We start from the raw sequence: 15,066 nt of genomic DNA, 5'->3' as shown, positions 1-15,066 counted from the left end.
TCTGTGCCGACCTCGGGATCGAGCATCGCCTCGCACCACCGATGCGGCCGCAAACCAACGGCATGGTGGAGCGCTTCAACGGGCGGATCGAGGACGTCCTGCAGAGTCATCGCTTCCGATCAGGCGAGGACCTTGAGCAGACGATCCTGCGCTATGTCCGCCTCTACAACGGCCAGCTCCCGCAATCCGTCCTGAAGGGCAGAACGCCTATCGACGCCCTCAAGGACTGGCATCGCCAAAAGCCAAGGCTCTTCAAAAAGCGGCCATACAATCAAGCGGGATCTGACAGCTATGTCTGGACCCGCGAAGGCTGGTTGTATCTGGCCGTAATCCTCGATCTGCATTCACGGCGTGTGATCGGCTGGGCCGTGAGCAACCGGATGAAACGCGACTTGGCGATCCGGGCGTTGAACATGGCCATAGCTTTTCGGGCGCCGCCCAAAGGCTGCATCCATCATACGGATCGCGGGTCGCAATATTGTTCACACGACTATCAGAAGCTTTTGCGCCAGCATGGCTTCAAGGTGTCGATGAGCGGCAAGGGCAATTGCTATGACAACGCCGCTGTCGAAACCTTCTTCAAGACGATCAAGGCCGAGCTCATCTGGCGCAGGTCATGGGAAACGCGGCGGCAAGCTGAAGTGGCGATCTTTGAATACATCAATGGCTTCTACAATCCGCGTCGCCGCCACTCAGCACTGGGCTGGAAAAGCCCCGTCGCATTCGAAAGAAAAGTGGCTTAAACGAGCACTTGGGGCGGCACGAAATCGCGACAGGTCCAGCTGCATGCGCCCTGGGACGAAGCGTCGGATCTACAGCGGCCGCTGCCGGACGGCGCGTTGGAAACTGTTGACGGCTCGTAGCCCACTGGGCAACGAGACTGTGTCCGCGCGAAAGCTACGCCTCGCGAAAAGCAGGCCATCATTTAGGACGAGGGCGCGCAGGTCCGACAGGATCGAGCCCCTGACGGCAGCCGTCGGCTCATCATCGAGCGCGTTATGGACAATCACCTGTCACGTGGTGGCGCGCCTCGCGTTCTAGAGCATGATGAGATTAGCTTGAAGCGTATCCAGTATTGGCGAGGTAGTTCGCGCACTCCTGTGGGCTGAAGCGGTCGAGCAGTGTCCCGATCCTGCGCCACGTTGCCTCCATTGTGCGCTCGGCTGCGTTGCGGAGCATGTGTTTGAGCTTCGAGAAGACCTGTTCAATCGGGTTCAGGTCGGGGCTGTAGGGCGGCAGAAAAAGTAGATGCGCTTTCGCGTTACGGATCGCCTGCCGCACGGCTTGCCCTTTGTGGCTGCCCAGATTGTCCATAACCACCACATCGCCCGGGCGCAGGGTTGGGACGAGCACGTGCGCGACATAAGCCCGGAACGCTTCGCCGTTGACGGGACCGTCCAAAACAAAGGGCGCGTCGATCCGATCATGACGCAGCGCTGCGATAAAGGTCATGGTGCGCCAGTGACCATGCGGGGCCCGCCCGATCAGGCGTTCACCTCTGGGAGCCCAGCCGCGCAGCGGGGCCATGTTGGTCTTGGCCCAGGTTTCATCAATGAACACGAGACGACGGGGGTCGATCCGGCCCTGGTGCCGCTTCCAGCGCACACGGCGGCGGCTCACGTCGGGGCGGTTCTGCTCCTCGGCGAGTTGGGTCTTTTTTTGAACGAGTAGCCCGTGCGGCGCACGAAGGCCCAGACGGTGCGGTAGTCGACCTTGAGCCCGCGCTCGGCCAGTTCCACCACCAGTCCGCGCAGTGTGAACGGCTCCGTTATCCGCTCCAGAAGCCACGCCTCATGCCCGCCTGCAATCTTGCGTGGCGGGTGGCCGCCTGTCCCTGCCGGAGCGCAACTCCCGGTCGCACGCAAACGCTGCGACCACTTCACAACACTGGACGGAGCCACATCCAGGGCCGCTGCGACCTGACGCACGCTCTCGCCCCCCAACAGCCGCGCCATTGCCCTCTCTCGAAGGTCCATTGAAAGTGCTCTACCCACTACTCGCCCTCCATCTTGTGGTCGGCAACAGTGAATCACCAAAATGCAGGCCTGTGAATCCTCTATCGATTCAGGCTGATTTCATCCCGCTCTATTTCGCGCGGTCGAAGCGCGTTGCGAATAGCGAAGAGGCTTCCGTGAGGTTCTGCCGATCTCTGGTCAGTGAGGCGTCAGGATTTTCGAAGTCGGTACAGATCAAGCGCCGCGCCGCGTGGTGCGCCGTGCAGGAGCCATCGTCCATCATCTCCATCATGTCTGACGGAGCGGCGGCCGATAGCATCCAGAAAGCCGCGCTTGGGGGGCGAACGTTTCGGTGATTGCAAGGTCGTCTTCGCCGCGTGCAGTTTCACCGAACCGTCGTGTGGACCGAAAGGCGCTCCTCGGAACGCTTCATTGCCGTAATAGACCCGCCCCACCGCAGTCTCTCGGGCGTCGGCGCGATCCCACGAGACAGGTCCTCGACATCCTCATGGTTCGGGCGCTTGGACATACCGACAAACAGGCTGCGATCCATTGGAGGTGTTGCCGAGGTTGTCCAGCTCTCCGGCCTCCCCGAGCGCGAGCGCCTTGCTTTCCTGCGGCGTGAGCTGGACGCCGCGGGTCTCCATCTCGGGCACGCGCGACGACGATGCGCACGATGCCTTCCTTGCCGCCACGCCGAAGGCGAACGGCGGGCGGCCATGGTTCGCATCCTGAAAACGCTGCCCGAAGATTCGTCCTGGTCGGACCGGCTGCACCTGGTGCGCGGCCGGGTCGGTGCGAAAGGGACCGATAGGCGCACCCTTCCATACCGACAACGGATCGGCCGTCGCCGGCCACCTGGCCGCTGGCGGCAACGTCCACCGCTTTCGCAATGCAGGCAGGAAAACCGAAGGCATTCAGCCGCTTGGCGTCTGCCATCATCCGGGTACCCAAGTGCACTTCGCGTTGCATGGCAATGCCCACAACCGACGGCTCCGACGCACTGACAGCGGCCCTGGACCGTGCCGACGCCGCTGGCCACTGCCCCCGCCGCGCATGCCGCCCGTGACGGGGTGTTCAACGTCTCCGAACACCCCGTTCAAACCGCCCGTCACACCGTCGGAACAGCATCGGCGCGAGCATCGCCCCGGCAGGCCGCGCCGGCTCGACACGGCGCCGGAGCTGCGCGCCTCCGGGAGCGACCGGATCGACCAATTGACGTGCGCGCAGGCCGCAGATGCCGTGTCCGAACGCGTCCCGCAGCCCCCGCCGCTCCGCCCTCCACGCCTGGTGGAACATCCAAAGGAAGCATTGCACCCGATCCGGCGGCGCACCATTTCGGATGGAGGCCGGACGTCCGCCCTCTTCCGGTGCAAACCCGGCGAAACGCGGTGGCAAACCCGGTAAATGCACAGAGCACGGGCGAACCCCCCGGTATGGGCGCTCAGGCGCGGAAGGGCCCATCGCGTTGCAGCCCCGGCATCCCGGTGGCGCCCATGTCATGCCCGGTCGAACGGCCCGCCTGGCCCGCGGCGCGACGGCCGCAGATGGCGTCAGCCCGCTGCAAGGCGCCGACGCCGCGATGCCGGCCGCAGCTTCGCCCCGGAAATGCAGAGACACCCGGACCCTACACCGCCCGCGCTCTTGCGCGACGGCCGGGTCACGCCATGTTGCACCCCATGGATGATGTGACCGACCTGACGGGGAGACTGCTGATCGCCATGCCCGACATGGGGGATCCGCGGTTCGAGCGCAGCGTGATCCTGCTGTGCGCCCACGGGCCGGATGGCGGTATGGGCCTGGTCGTCAACAAGCCCGCGCCAGAGATCGTCCTGTCCGACCTCTTCGAGCAGCTGTCGATCCCGCGCGCCGTGCCGCTGGAGGCGCGGGTCCATATCGGCGGGCCCGTGGAAAGTTCGCGCGGGTTCGTGCTGCACCCCGCGGCCTATCGGCAGGACGACAGCACGCTGGATGTGGCCGGCCGATTCGGGATGACCGCGACGCTGGACATCCTCAGGGCGATGGCCGCCGGCACCGGGCCGGAGCGGTCGCTGGTCGCGCTGGGCTACGCCGGCTGGGGGCCGGGCCAGTTGGAGTCCGAGATCGCGCGCAACGGCTGGCTGCTGGCCGAGGGCACGCCGGACCTGGTTTTCGACGGCGATCATGGCGGGAAATGGGGCCGGGCGGTGCGCTCGCTCGGGGTGGATCCGGTGCTGTTGTCGGCATGCGGCGGCCGCGCCTGAGGTCAGGAGGCCCGCGCGGCGAAGGGAAGCGACGGCAGCCAGCGGCTCTGTCCCATGGCGCGGGCGAAGAAATCCGCGATCTCGAGCGTGATATCCGGAAACCCTGGCGCGGTGAAGCTGCCCTCCGGCCGGCCGCCGGACCAGGCGTGGCCCAGGTTGGGGATCAGGCGCAGGGTGCTGCCGGGCAGGCGCCGCGCGGCTTGGGCCGCATTGGACGGGCTGACCACGTCGTCATGGGTGCCGTGGACGATCAGCGTCGGGCGGAACGGGGCCTTGACCACGCCGCCGCCCTCCCGGCCTTCGCGCATTGCCGACAGGGCCGCCACGCCGTTGCGCGCCAGACCGGTGCCAAGGCCGGAATGACTGGCAAAGGCGCGAAATACGTCGGGATAGGTTTCCCGCAGGACCATCGTCATGGCCGCGCCGGCGGAAAAGCCGGCGACCGCGACGCGCGCGCGGGCAAGGCGGTGGTCCAGGATCAGATCTTCGACGATGCCGGCCAGGATCGCCGGTTCGCCGAAGCCGCGGGACTGGTGGCCGGTCCGGAACCAGTTCCAGCAGCCGTTCGCGTTGTCGCCGGTGCTCTGTTCGGGCCAGACCACCACCCAGCCCTGGCGGGCGGCGATGGCATTCATGCCCGTGCCGCGGGCGAAATCCTCAGGATCTTGAGCGCAGCCATGCAGCATCATCACCAGGCCCCGGGGCTTGGTGGCCGGCTCGAACACCAGAAACTCCCTGTGGCCCGCGGCGCTGTCATGGCGCGCGCGGACCATGGGGGGATCGGGCTGGGTCACGCTTGGCCGTTCCGCGCGGCCTCCCGCGCGATCCGGGGAATGTCGTGCCGTTCGATGCCGAGGTCGGCAAGCTCGCGGTCCGACAGGGCCGCAAGGGCCGAACGGGTCCGGTTGGCAACGCGCCACCGGCGCCAGGACGTTGCGATGTGATCGAAGCCCTGGTCGAAGCGGGGGGCGGATGGTGCCGCCACGATGCGATTGGTCGCCATGGAAAAATCTCCTGTATGTCTGGAGCGTCGTGTGTCGCGCTCTTCCCTCTCAAGATGGGGAATTGCTGCGACTGCACAATGGACAAGGGGGAAACGCTGCATTGCAGCAAACGCAAGGCCGCTTAACAGCGGGTTAACCCCGCCCCGCCCCGGCGCGGGGTCGCGGTGCCGGTCAGATGGACTGGCGGGCGATATGGCGGATCGACGCGCGGGAGATGCCGATATCGGCAAGCTCGCGGTCCGACATCTGCGCCAACTCGTTCTCGATGCGCCTGACCTCTCGCGCGTCCGCCAGGCGGGCGCGGAGTGTGTCGAGAATGCGTGTCAGGCGCCGGGCATCGCCGCGGCCGGTGTGGGTATCGGTGTACAAGGCCATCGGGGCCTCCTCTGTCTGCGTGTTTCGACAGATCAGATGGCCCTTTCGGAGGGTGGCGAAAACGCGGATTTCGCCATGCCCGCCATGCGTCTTGCGCATGGGCACCCCGGCGGCACAGGGCCGCCGAGGCGCGTCGTGTCAGTGCAGAACCGCGTCGTCGGGCTTGGGCCGGTTCGACGCCGCCACCCGGTCGCCCACGATGAGCCCGTCGCTGCCCGCGTCCACCGTGACCGTCGCCCCGTCCGCCACGTCGCCGGCCAGGATCATTTCGGCCAGTTGGTCCTGCAGGCTGCGCTGGATCACCCGCTTGAGCGGACGCGCGCCGAACACCGGGTCATAGCCTTCGTCCGCCAGCCAGGTCCGCGCGGCGTCGCTGAGGTCCAGCGTGATCTTGCGCTGCGCCAGACGCGCCTCCAGCCGCCTGAGCTGGATCGTGACGATCCCGTCCATGTCCGCCCGTGACAGGCGGTCGAAGATCACCGTCTCGTCCAGCCGGTTCAGGAACTCGGGCCGGAAATGGGCACGCACCGCGTCCATCACGTCGCGCTTGGCCTGGGCGCCGTCGGCCCCGTCGGGCAACCGGCTCAGCGCCTGGGATCCGAGGTTCGAGGTCAGCACGATCAGCGTCTGCTTGAAGTCCACCGTGCGGCCCTGGCCATCGGTCAGCACCCCGTCGTCGAGCACCTGCAACAGTACGTTGAACACGTCGGGATGCGCCTTTTCGACCTCGTCGAACAGAACCACCTGGTAGGGACGCCGCCGCACCGCCTCGGTCAGCGCGCCGCCCTCGTCATAGCCGACATAGCCCGGCGGCGCGCCGATCAGCCGCGCGACGCTGTGCTTTTCCATGAACTCGGACATGTCGATCCGGACCATGGCGTTGTCGTCGTCGAAGAGATACTCGGCCACCGCCTTGGTCAGCTCGGTCTTGCCGACGCCGGTCGGACCGAGGAACAGGAACGAGCCCAGCGGACGGTTCTCATCGTTCAGGCCGGCACGCGCCCGGCGCACGGCGTTGGACACGGCGGTGACGGCGGTGCGCTGGCCGATGACGCGGTGGCCCAGCTCCTCTTCCATGCGCAGCAGCTTCTCGCGCTCGCCTTCCAGCATCTTTGAGGTCGGGATCCCGGTCCAGCGCTCCACCACCTGGGCGATCTGCTCGGGGCGCACGGCTTCCTCGACCATCAGATCCTCGCCGCTCTCGGCATCGCCAAGGTCGCGTTCCAGCTGCGGGATGATGCCGTAGGACAGCTCTCCGGCGCGGGCCAGGTTGCCCTCTCGCTTGGCGATGTCGAGTTCCGCCCTGGCGCGGTCGAGATGCTCCTTCAGCTCGCGGCCCGCGTTCAGGCGGTCGCGCTCGGCCTGCCACTTGGCGGTCATCGCCTCGGCGGTCTCCTGCAGGTCGGCCAGTTCGCGCTCCAGCGTCTCCAGCCGGTCGCGGGACGGCTGGTCGTCCTCCTTGCGCAGCGCCTCGGCCTCGATCTGCTTTTGCAGGATGTCGCGGTCGAGCGCGTCGAGCTCCTCGGGCTTGCTGTCCACTTCCATGCGCAGCCGCGACGCGGCCTCGTCCATCAGGTCGATCGCCTTGTCGGGCAGGAATCGGTCGGTGATGTAGCGGTGCGACAGGGTCGCGGCGGCCACCAGCGCGGAATCGGAGATCCGCACCCCGTGGTGGAGTTCGTACTTCTCCTTGATGCCGCGCAGGATCGACACGGTGTCGGATACCGTCGGCTCGGACACCACAAGGGGCTGGAACCGGCGGGCCAGGGCCGCGTCCTTTTCCACGTGCTTGCGGTACTCGTCCAGCGTGGTGGCGCCGACGCAATGCAGCTCACCGCGGGCCAGCGCCGGTTTCAGCAGGTTCGACGCATCCATCGCGCCGTCCGCCTTGCCCGCGCCCACCAGCGTGTGCATCTCGTCGATGAACAGGACGATCTCTCCGGCGGCGGTCTCGACCTCCTTGAGGATCGCCTTCAGCCGTTCCTCGAACTCGCCGCGGTATTTCGCGCCGGCGATCAGCGCGCCCATGTCGAGCGCCAGCAGCCGCTTGTTGCGCAGGCTCTCGGGCACGTCGCCATCCACGATGCGAAGGGCCAGGCCCTCGGCGATGGCGGTCTTGCCGACGCCGGGCTCGCCGATCAGCACCGGGTTGTTCTTGGTGCGGCGGGACAGGACCTGCATGGTGCGCCGGATCTCGTCGTCGCGGCCGATGATCGGGTCGATCTTGCCCTCACGGGCGCGCTGGGTCAGGTCGATGGCGTATTTCTTGAGCGCCTCGTAGCCGTCCTCGGCGCTTGCCGTGTCGGCGGTGCGGCCCTTGCGGATGTCGTTGATCGCGCCGTTCAGCGCCTGTGCGTTGACGCCGCCCGCGTCCAGCGCGTCCTTCGCCTTGGACTTGACCATCGCCAGGGCGGTCAGGATCCGCTCGACCGGCACGAAGCTGTCGCCGGCCTTCTTGGCCAGGGTCTCCGATTCGTCCAGCACCCGCGCCGTGGTCTGGTCCAGGTAGACCTGCGCCGCGTCGCCCGACACCTTGGGCTGCTTGCCCAGCGACAGCGCGACCTGCTCGGCCACGCGCTTGGCGTCGCCGCCGGCCCGGGCGATCAGATTGGCCGCCAGCCCCTGGTCGTCGTCCAGCAGGGCCTTCAGCAGATGTTCGGGGACCAGCCGCTGGTGCTGCTCTCTCATGGCGATGGTCTGGGCGGCCTGGATGAACCCGCGCGACCGCTCGGTGAACTTCTCCAAGTTCATGTCTTTATCTCCTTTTCAAGCGCCCGCCCGGACCGCCCGCACCTGCAGCGCGGTCCCCGGGGCCTCTGCGTGGATATGTGGGGAGCGGCCGCGACCCGATCAAGACAGCCGTCGCGCGGGATGCGTCGCCCCGACGCGGGGGATAAGGTGTTGCGCCGCGCCGGTATCCGGTCTATGTGCGCCGCTCATCCACCTCCACCGGGCGACAGGGTGACCGCGATCCGCGGGCCTTCCGGTGATGTTGCAAAGGACCGAGACCATGGCGCTCGATGCGACCGACCTGCGGGGCAAGACCCCGGACGAGCTGCGCGACCAGCTTGCCCAGCTGAAGAAAGAGCAGTTCAACCTGCGCTTTCAGGCCGCCACCAACCAGCTTGAGAACACCGCGCGGATGCGCAGCGTCCGCCGCGACGTGGCGCGGGTCAAGACGGTGATGAACGAGAAAGCCGCCGCCGCGGCGTCAGACAAGACGGCCGCCCCGGCCGCCGACAGCAAGACGGAGGCGTAAGACATGCCCAAGCGTATCCTCAGGGGCGTCGTGACGTCGAACCAGAACGCCCAGACCGTGACCGTGTCGGTCGAGCGCCGCTTCACCCATCCGATCCTGAAAAAGACGATCCGGAAGTCGAAGAAGTACCGCGCCCACGATGAGGACAACCGGTTCGACGTGGGCGATCTGGTGCGGATCCAGGAATGCGCGCCGAAGTCCAAGACCAAGCGCTGGGAAGTGATGACGCCGGAGATGATCGAGGCCGATCGGATCGCGCGCGAGGAACACGCCCGCCAGCAGCAGGTCGAGGACGCCCAGCGTCACGAGGAGAAGGAGGCCGCCGCCACATAAGCGGCGACCGACCGGGCCGGCGTCGTCGGTCCGGGACACATACGAAACCCCAGGGATGGTCCCTGAAGGTCGGGAGATCTAACCAATGATCCAGATGCAGACCAATCTGGATGTCGCTGACAACTCCGGCGCGCGCTGGGTGCAGTGCATCAAGGTCCTTGGCGGATCGAAGCGGAAATATGCCTCCGTCGGCGACGTGATCGTCGTGTCGGTGAAGGAGGCCATTCCGCGCGGTCGCGTCAAGAAGGGCGACGTCCGCAAGGCCGTCGTCGTGCGGACCGCCAAGGAAGTCCGCCGCGACGACGGCACCGCGATCCGCTTCGACCGGAACGCCGCCGTCATCCTCAACAACAACGGCGAGCCGATCGGCACCCGCATCTTCGGACCGGTGGTCCGCGAGCTGCGGGCCAAGAACTACATGAAGATCATCTCGCTCGCTCCGGAGGTGCTGTGATGGCTGCGAAACTCCGCAAGGGCGACAAGGTCATCGTGCTGGCCGGCAAGGACAAGGGCAAGCAGGGTGCGATCCAGACCGTCATGCCCGCCAAGGGCAAGGCCATCGTGGAGGGCGTGAACGTCGCCATCCGCCACGTGCGCCAGTCCCAGACCACGCAGGGCGGCCGCACCCCCAAGGCGATGCCGATCGACCTGAGCAACCTGGCCCTGGTCGACGCCAACGGCAAGGCGACCCGCGTCGGCTTCCGCGAGGAAGAGGGCAAGAAGGTGCGCTTCGCCAAGACCACGGGAGACGCGATCTGATGCTGGACCAAGCCACATACACCCCGCGTCTGCGCCAGCAGTTCGACGAGACGATCCGCGCGGCCCTGAAGGAAGAGTTCTCCTACAAGAACGACATGCAGGTTCCGCGCCTGGAAAAGATCGTGCTGAACATCGGCGCCGGCTCAGAGGCGGTGCGCGATTCGAAGAAGGCGAAATCCGCCGCGGACGACCTGACCCGGATCGCCGGCCAGCAGGCCGTCGTCACCAAGGCCAAGAAGTCGATCGCCGGCTTCCGGGTGCGTGAGGACATGCCCCTCGGCGCCAAGGTGACGCTGCGCGGCGCGCGGATGTACGATTTCCTCGACCGTCTGGTGACCGTGGCGCTGCCGCGGGTGCGGGACTTCCGGGGGCTCAAGCCGTCCTTCGACGGGCGCGGCAACTTCGCCATGGGTCTCAAGGAGCATATCGTGTTTCCGGAGATCAATTTCGACAAGATCGACGAGGCCTGGGGCCTCGACATCGTCATCGTCACCACCGCCGCGACCGACGCGGAAGCCAAGGCGCTGTTGAAGCATTTCAACATGCCGTTCAGCAGCTAAAGCCTGGAGGATATCATGGCCAAGAAAGCAATGATCGAGCGCGAGAAGAAGCGTCAGGCGCTGGTGGACAGATATGCCGCCAAGCGTGCCGAGCTGAAATCCGTCGCGCGCGACGAATCGAAGCCGATGGAAGAGCGGTTCAAGGCCCAGCTGAAGCTGGCCAAGCTGCCGCGCAACTCCTCGGCCACCCGCCTGCACAACCGCTGCCAGCTCACCGGGCGTCCGCACGGCTATTACCGCAAGGTAAGGATGAGCCGGATCGCGCTCCGGGATCTCGGCTCGGCCGGACAGATCCCCGGCCTTGTGAAATCGAGCTGGTAAGGAGGGTATGACATGAACGATCCTCTCGGCGATATGCTGACCCGCATCCGCAATGCGCAGATGCGCGGCAAGTCCACCGTCCGCAGCCCGGCCTCCAAGCTTCGCGCGTGGGTTCTGGATGTGCTGGCGGACGAGGGCTATATCCGCGGCTACGAAAAGTCGGTGGATGAAAACGGCCACGCGCAGATCGAGATCTCCCTCAAGTACTACGAGGGAACCCCGGTGATCCGGGATCTCAGGCGCGTCTCCAAGCCCGGCCGCCGCGTCTACATGGGCGTTGCGGACCTTCCTTCGGTCCGCCAGGGCCTTGGCGTGTCCATCGTCTCAACCCCGCAGGGCGTCATGTCCGACCAGGCCGCGCGTTCGGCCAATGTCGGCGGTGAAGTGCTCTGCACCGTCTTCTAGAGGAGGGCAAGATGTCTCGTATCGGAAAACGTCCCGTCGAGATCCCCTCCGGGGTCGAGGCGAAGATCGACGGCCAGCGGGTCGAGGTGACGGGGCCCAAGGGCACCCGCTCCTTCAAGGCGACCGACGATGTGACCATCGCCATGGATGACGGCGCGATCAAGGTCACGCCCCGTGGCCTGTCCAAGCGGTCGCGCCAGCAGTGGGGCCTGTCGCGCACCATGGTCGCGAACCTGGTGCAGGGCGTGACCACCGGGTTCCGCAAGGAGCTTGAGATTCAGGGCGTCGGCTACCGCGCGCAGATGCAGGGCAACACCCTGCGCCTGAACCTCGGCCTCAGCCACGATGTGGAGTTCGAGGTGCCCGACGGCATCACCGTCACAGCCCCCAAACCGACCGAGATCGTGGTCGAGGGCAGCGACGAGCAGCAGGTGGGCCAGGTCGCGTCCAACATCCGCGACTGGCGGCGCCCGGAGCCCTACAAGGGCAAGGGCATCCGCTACAAGGGTGAGTTCATCTTCCGCAAGGAAGGCAAGAAGAAGTAAGGAACCGGACAGATGGCAAACAGTAAGTTGCAGCTGTTCCAGAAGCGCCGCCTGCGCGTCCGGAACAAGCTTCGCAAGGTGAACACCGGGCGTCTCCGCCTGTCGGTCCACCGCTCGAACAAGAACATCCACGCGCAGCTGATCGACGACGGTCAGGGCGTGACGCTGGCCTCTGCCTCGACCCTGGAAAAGGATCTGGGCGTGGTCGGCAAGAACAACCGGGACGCGGCGGCCAAGGTCGGCGCGGCGATCGCCGAGCGCGCCAAGGCGAAGGGGGTCGAGCAGGCCTATTTCGACCGCGGCGGGTTCCTCTACCACGGCACCATCAAGGCGCTGGCCGATGCCGCGCGCGACGGTGGTCTGAAACTGTGACGGCGCAGGGAGGCAGGTTGCCTCCCTCGATGATCCGGGGGCCGCTCGTGCCCACCAGGGATCGGATGGTGCGGGGCGCGATGCCCCCTGACGGAAGGAGCCAGGCATGGCCAGAGACGACAACAGAGGCGGGCGGGGCGGACGCCGCGACCGTGACGAGAACCCGGAATTCGCCGATCGCCTCGTCGCGATCAACCGCGTCAGCAAGACCGTCAAGGGCGGCAAGCGCTTCGGCTTCGCGGCGCTCGTCGTCGTGGGCGACCAGCGCGGCCGCGTCGGCTTCGGCAAGGGCAAGGCCAAGGAGGTGCCAGAGGCGATCCGCAAGGGCACCGAGGCCGCCAAGCGCAACATGATCCGCGTGCCGCTGCGCGACGGGCGCACCCTGCACCATGACGTCAACGGCCGCCACGGGGCCGGCAAGGTGGTCATGCGCACCGCGCCCCAGGGTACCGGCATCATCGCCGGCGGACCGATGCGCGCCGTGTTCGAGATGCTGGGCGTGCAGGACGTGGTGGCCAAGTCGAACGGCTCGCAGAACCCCTACAACATGATCCGCGCCACGCTGGACGGGCTGCAGAACCAGTCCAGCCCCCGGTCGGTGGCGCAGCGCCGCGGCAAGAAGGTCGCGGACATCCTGCCCAAGCGGGACGAGGCGCCAGAGGCCTCCGCCCAGGTCGCAGAGGAGTCCTGATCCATGGCCAAAACCATCGTCGTCAAGCAGGTCGGCTCTCCCATCCGCCGCCCCAAGGTGCAGCGCCAGATCCTGGTGGGGCTGGGCCTGAACAAGATGCACCGCACCCGCGAGCTTGAGGACACGCCCTCGATCCGCGGCATGGTCAACAAGATCCCGCATCTCGTGGAGATCGTCGAAGAGCGGGGCTGACCGCCCCGACATCCCGACAGGAACGGCGCCTCCCGGGGCGCCGTTTTTCTGTCCGGCCCCCCGCGAACCGCAACGGCCCCCGCGCGGCACGCCCCTACCGAAGGATATGTGGACCGCGGCACCGATGGGGCGCAGTCTTGCCCCCGTGGCCGATGTCCGGCCGCAAGCGGAGGAGAATCCCCATGTCCGATCACTATGAAGGCGGCTGCGACCACATCCATGCCACGGCCAGCGCCGCGCCGATCGACAACCACGTGTGTCACTGCGACGTCTGCAAGTCCGTCACCGGCCAGCAGACCACCCATGTGGCGTTCTTCAACCATGCCGACCTGACGGTGGATCACCCGGAGAAACTGGCCCGCCAGCCGTTCAACAAGGACAATCCCGACGGCCCGCTGCAGCTGTGCACCTGCCAGGACTGCGGCACGCCGATCATGCTGGACGATACCGAACGGCGCATCCGCGTCGCGGTGCCCAACGTCATGGGCTACGACGAAGCGCGCTTTCCAGAGGCCGACTACCACGCGTTCTGGGACGAATCGAAAGGCTATGCCAAGCCGGACGACGGGCGCCCCGTCTATGACGGGCTGCGCCCGGATTTCCAGTGGCCTACGCCGTCCTGACGCGCGGCGCCCGGGCCCGCGCCGTCCGCATCGCGCGCCCGGCGGCGCGGGCCTCTGGCCACGCGGCGGGCGCTTGATCTTGCGCGCCACCCTGTCTATACGCGCCCATCTGAACGCAGGCCGTGTCCCCCTCATCCGCTTCCCGGAGGGGTCGTCCGGCAAGACAGGAGAAGCGACATGAAACTGAACGAACTCCGCGACAACGACGGCGCGGCGAAGAAGGCCCGGCGCGTCGGCCGCGGCCCCGGCTCCGGCAAGGGCAAGACCGCCGGACGCGGCATCAAGGGCCAGAAGTCCCGGTCCGGCGTGGCGATCAACGGCTATGAGGGCGGCCAGATGCCGCTCTACCAGCGCCTGCCCAAGCGCGGCTTCAACAACCGCAACGCCAAGTCCTACGCGGTGGTGAACCTGGGCCTGATCCAGAAGTTCATCGACGCCGGCAAGCTGGGCGAGGAGATCACCGAGACCGAGCTGGTCGATTCGGGCCTGGTGCGCCGCAAGCGCGACGGCATCCGTCTGCTGGCCAAGGGCGAACTCACGACCGCGGCCAAGATCACCGTCACCGGCGCCTCCAGGGGCGCCATCGAGGCGGTCGAAAAGGCCGGCGGTTCGGTCACCGTGACCCAGCCCCGCGAGACCTCCGAGGCCTGAGGCGGCCCGCAGGGCGGCGGCCACCGCCGCGCCGGGGCAGACCGGCGCGGCGGTTCAGCCCGCCTCCGCCCGCCCGGCCACGCGGTGGGATTTCTCGTACCCGCGCGCGAGGTAGAGAAACGACAGCGGCAGCGTCCAGCCCATCGCGCCGACCACCGCGATCTTTTCCAGAAGCCCGTCGATCCCGTCCGGGGCCAGCTTGAACCCGGTGGCGAACACCGCCCAGGACGCCGCGGCGCCGACGAAGAGCGCCGCATAGGTCCGCGACAGCCCGGCCACGCCGGGCACCATGACCAGCGGACCCAGAAGAAACAGCGGTCCCAGCACGAAGCTGAGCTTGGTGTGGACGCTCATGCCGTCTCCGGGCTGTGCCGAGGCGCCGAACTCGTCCCAGAGGCCCAGCAGCACCACGTCGAGCGCCAGGAACGCCAGGCAGAAGATCCCCACCGACCAGCCCGCCCGGCCCAGATGCGCATGGGCCGCCGCGATGGCCAGCGCCAGAAGCCCGGCGGCGTGGAAATAGAACCCCAGGTCCATGATCCATTTGTTGTCGCCGCGGGCGAGGTCGCTGATCGTGTCGGCGACAAAGGCATGGTCGGTGACCGACCAGCCCCAGAAGATCGTCACCACGGGCATGACATTGCCGATCAGCCCGACGAGGCCACAGAACATCAGCAGTTCGGGCCGCTCCCGCGCGACGATGTCGGCCTCCTCGTGGCGGTTGCCGAGATTTGCGAACATGGACACCTGCCCCCCATTGTCGTCCCCCTGCCGAACG

The 15,066-nt window shown here is 67.0% G+C and carries 21 protein-coding genes and 1 pseudogene; 15 read left to right on the top strand and 7 right to left on the bottom strand.

Annotated features, from left to right (window positions below; translation table 11 throughout):
- A partial coding sequence (locus tag KW83_RS21550) for an IS3 family transposase (RefSeq protein ID WP_235191427.1) occupies positions 1-743 on the top strand: 743 nt, incomplete at its 5' end.
- Between the two features lie 310 nt (positions 744-1,053).
- Here the strand turns inward: KW83_RS21550 and KW83_RS20030 are convergent.
- A protein-coding gene (locus tag KW83_RS20030) for an IS630 family transposase (RefSeq protein ID WP_161785428.1) occupies positions 1,054-1,994 on the bottom strand; the annotation gives its coding sequence in 2 pieces (ribosomal slippage) (positions 1,054-1,659 and positions 1,662-1,994; 939 coding nt in all).
- 467 nt (positions 1,995-2,461) lie between these two features.
- The gene (locus KW83_RS20655; RefSeq protein WP_161785503.1) at positions 2,462-2,872 is read right to left on the bottom strand and encodes a hypothetical protein; all 411 of its coding nucleotides are present in this window, start codon (positions 2,870-2,872) and stop codon (positions 2,462-2,464) included.
- Between the two features lie 762 nt (positions 2,873-3,634).
- Here KW83_RS20655 and KW83_RS13375 point away from each other — a divergent pair.
- The gene (locus KW83_RS13375; RefSeq protein ID WP_036179697.1) at positions 3,635-4,198 is read left to right on the top strand and encodes a YqgE/AlgH family protein; all 564 of its coding nucleotides are present in this window, start codon (positions 3,635-3,637) and stop codon (positions 4,196-4,198) included.
- Positions 4,199-4,200: 2 nt separating this feature from the next.
- Here the strand turns inward: KW83_RS13375 and KW83_RS13370 are convergent, their stop codons facing one another.
- From KW83_RS13370 to clpB, 4 genes are all read right to left on the bottom strand, one after another.
- Positions 4,201-4,992 (bottom strand): extracellular catalytic domain type 1 short-chain-length polyhydroxyalkanoate depolymerase, encoded by a 792-nt coding sequence (locus KW83_RS13370; RefSeq protein WP_152563589.1) that lies wholly within the window; start codon positions 4,990-4,992, stop codon positions 4,201-4,203.
- Positions 4,989-5,201 (bottom strand): DUF1127 domain-containing protein, encoded by a 213-nt coding sequence (locus tag KW83_RS19265; RefSeq protein WP_051928504.1) that lies wholly within the window; start codon positions 5,199-5,201, stop codon positions 4,989-4,991. The genes KW83_RS13370 and KW83_RS19265 overlap by 4 nt, the downstream gene beginning before the upstream one ends.
- 172 nt (positions 5,202-5,373) lie before the next feature.
- Complete coding sequence (locus KW83_RS13365) at positions 5,374-5,577, bottom strand: DUF1127 domain-containing protein (RefSeq protein ID WP_036179748.1); 204 nt, start codon at positions 5,575-5,577, stop codon at positions 5,374-5,376.
- 138 nt (positions 5,578-5,715) lie between these two features.
- The gene (clpB, locus tag KW83_RS13360; protein ID WP_036179695.1) at positions 5,716-8,328 is read right to left on the bottom strand and encodes an ATP-dependent chaperone ClpB; all 2,613 of its coding nucleotides are present in this window, start codon (positions 8,326-8,328) and stop codon (positions 5,716-5,718) included.
- A 259-nt stretch (positions 8,329-8,587) separates the two neighbouring features.
- On the opposite strand from clpB, the gene rpmC reads away from it, so the two are divergent.
- The 13 genes and pseudogenes from rpmC to rplO all read left to right on the top strand — a co-directional run bounded on the left by rpmC (position 8,588) and on the right by rplO (position 14,288).
- Positions 8,588-8,836, top strand: coding sequence for a 50S ribosomal protein L29 (rpmC, locus tag KW83_RS13355; protein ID WP_036179693.1), 249 nt, complete (start codon positions 8,588-8,590; stop codon positions 8,834-8,836).
- Positions 8,837-8,839: 3 nt separating this feature from the next.
- Positions 8,840-9,061 (top strand): annotated as a pseudogene (rpsQ, locus tag KW83_RS13350) (30S ribosomal protein S17); the annotation flags it as partial.
- 193 nt (positions 9,062-9,254) lie between these two features.
- Positions 9,255-9,623, top strand: coding sequence for a 50S ribosomal protein L14 (rplN, locus tag KW83_RS13345; protein ID WP_036179689.1), 369 nt, complete (start codon positions 9,255-9,257; stop codon positions 9,621-9,623).
- Entirely contained in the window at positions 9,623-9,928 is a 306-nt protein-coding gene (gene rplX / locus KW83_RS13340) for a 50S ribosomal protein L24 (protein ID WP_036179687.1), read from the top strand. The genes rplN and rplX overlap by 1 nt, the downstream gene beginning before the upstream one ends.
- Positions 9,928-10,488: a 50S ribosomal protein L5 gene (gene rplE / locus KW83_RS13335; protein WP_036179685.1), complete on the top strand. Its 561-nt coding sequence runs from the start codon at positions 9,928-9,930 to the stop codon at positions 10,486-10,488. The genes rplX and rplE overlap by 1 nt, the downstream gene beginning before the upstream one ends.
- A gap of 15 nt (positions 10,489-10,503) precedes the next feature.
- On the top strand, positions 10,504-10,809 hold the full coding sequence (rpsN, locus tag KW83_RS13330) for a 30S ribosomal protein S14 (RefSeq protein ID WP_036179683.1): 306 nt from the start codon (positions 10,504-10,506) through the stop codon (positions 10,807-10,809).
- Positions 10,810-10,821: 12 nt separating this feature from the next.
- Positions 10,822-11,214, top strand: a complete 393-nt coding sequence (rpsH, locus tag KW83_RS13325; RefSeq protein ID WP_036179682.1) for a 30S ribosomal protein S8 — start codon at positions 10,822-10,824, stop codon at positions 11,212-11,214.
- Positions 11,215-11,225: 11 nt separating this feature from the next.
- Positions 11,226-11,759, top strand: a complete 534-nt coding sequence (rplF, locus tag KW83_RS13320) for a 50S ribosomal protein L6 (RefSeq protein ID WP_036179681.1) — start codon at positions 11,226-11,228, stop codon at positions 11,757-11,759.
- 12 nt (positions 11,760-11,771) lie between these two features.
- Complete coding sequence (gene rplR, locus KW83_RS13315; RefSeq protein ID WP_036179680.1) at positions 11,772-12,131, top strand: 50S ribosomal protein L18; 360 nt, start codon at positions 11,772-11,774, stop codon at positions 12,129-12,131.
- A gap of 106 nt (positions 12,132-12,237) precedes the next feature.
- Positions 12,238-12,822: a 30S ribosomal protein S5 gene (gene rpsE, locus KW83_RS13310; RefSeq protein ID WP_036179678.1), complete on the top strand. Its 585-nt coding sequence runs from the start codon at positions 12,238-12,240 to the stop codon at positions 12,820-12,822.
- A gap of 3 nt (positions 12,823-12,825) precedes the next feature.
- Positions 12,826-13,014: a 50S ribosomal protein L30 gene (gene rpmD, locus KW83_RS13305; protein ID WP_036179676.1), complete on the top strand. Its 189-nt coding sequence runs from the start codon at positions 12,826-12,828 to the stop codon at positions 13,012-13,014.
- A 182-nt stretch (positions 13,015-13,196) separates the two neighbouring features.
- Entirely contained in the window at positions 13,197-13,637 is a 441-nt protein-coding gene (locus tag KW83_RS13300) for a GFA family protein (protein ID WP_036179674.1), read from the top strand.
- 177 nt (positions 13,638-13,814) lie between these two features.
- Positions 13,815-14,288, top strand: a complete 474-nt coding sequence (gene rplO / locus KW83_RS13295) for a 50S ribosomal protein L15 (protein WP_036179672.1) — start codon at positions 13,815-13,817, stop codon at positions 14,286-14,288.
- 54 nt (positions 14,289-14,342) lie between these two features.
- Here the strand turns inward: rplO and KW83_RS19260 are convergent, their stop codons facing one another.
- Positions 14,343-15,029, bottom strand: coding sequence for a DUF998 domain-containing protein (locus KW83_RS19260; RefSeq protein ID WP_051928503.1), 687 nt, complete (start codon positions 15,027-15,029; stop codon positions 14,343-14,345).
- Between the last annotated feature and the right edge of the window lie 37 nt (positions 15,030-15,066).

This window comes from Palleronia rufa (assembly GCF_000743715.1).
Classification (GTDB): Bacteria; Pseudomonadota; Alphaproteobacteria; order Rhodobacterales; family Rhodobacteraceae; genus Palleronia; species Palleronia rufa.
The sequence above is the reverse complement of the archived record's forward strand: the minus strand, read 5'-3'. Positions and strand labels throughout refer to the sequence as shown.

Bases quoted from the DNA above. Each gene is read 5' to 3' on its own strand.
- KW83_RS13365 (WP_036179748.1), bottom strand. From the start codon at position 5,577: ATGGCCTTGTACACCGATACCCACACCGGCCGCGGCGATGCCCGGCGC.
- rplR (WP_036179680.1), top strand. From the start codon at position 11,772: ATGGCAAACAGTAAGTTGCAGCTGTTCCAGAAGCGCCGCCTGCGCGTC.
- rpsH (WP_036179682.1), top strand. From the start codon at position 10,822: ATGAACGATCCTCTCGGCGATATGCTGACCCGCATCCGCAATGCGCAG.
- rplN (WP_036179689.1), top strand. From the start codon at position 9,255: ATGATCCAGATGCAGACCAATCTGGATGTCGCTGACAACTCCGGCGCG.
- KW83_RS13300 (WP_036179674.1), top strand. From the start codon at position 13,197: ATGTCCGATCACTATGAAGGCGGCTGCGACCACATCCATGCCACGGCC.
- rpmC (WP_036179693.1), top strand. From the start codon at position 8,588: ATGGCGCTCGATGCGACCGACCTGCGGGGCAAGACCCCGGACGAGCTG.
- rplO (WP_036179672.1), top strand. From the start codon at position 13,815: ATGAAACTGAACGAACTCCGCGACAACGACGGCGCGGCGAAGAAGGCC.
- KW83_RS13375 (WP_036179697.1), top strand. From the start codon at position 3,635: ATGGATGATGTGACCGACCTGACGGGGAGACTGCTGATCGCCATGCCC.
- KW83_RS20655 (WP_161785503.1), bottom strand. From the start codon at position 2,872: ATGCCTTCGGTTTTCCTGCCTGCATTGCGAAAGCGGTGGACGTTGCCG.
- KW83_RS19265 (WP_051928504.1), bottom strand. From the start codon at position 5,201: ATGGCGACCAATCGCATCGTGGCGGCACCATCCGCCCCCCGCTTCGAC.
- KW83_RS19260 (WP_051928503.1), bottom strand. From the start codon at position 15,029: ATGTTCGCAAATCTCGGCAACCGCCACGAGGAGGCCGACATCGTCGCG.
- clpB (WP_036179695.1), bottom strand. From the start codon at position 8,328: ATGAACTTGGAGAAGTTCACCGAGCGGTCGCGCGGGTTCATCCAGGCC.
- rplX (WP_036179687.1), top strand. From the start codon at position 9,623: ATGGCTGCGAAACTCCGCAAGGGCGACAAGGTCATCGTGCTGGCCGGC.
- rpsE (WP_036179678.1), top strand. From the start codon at position 12,238: ATGGCCAGAGACGACAACAGAGGCGGGCGGGGCGGACGCCGCGACCGT.
- rplF (WP_036179681.1), top strand. From the start codon at position 11,226: ATGTCTCGTATCGGAAAACGTCCCGTCGAGATCCCCTCCGGGGTCGAG.
- rpmD (WP_036179676.1), top strand. From the start codon at position 12,826: ATGGCCAAAACCATCGTCGTCAAGCAGGTCGGCTCTCCCATCCGCCGC.
- rplE (WP_036179685.1), top strand. From the start codon at position 9,928: ATGCTGGACCAAGCCACATACACCCCGCGTCTGCGCCAGCAGTTCGAC.
- rpsN (WP_036179683.1), top strand. From the start codon at position 10,504: ATGGCCAAGAAAGCAATGATCGAGCGCGAGAAGAAGCGTCAGGCGCTG.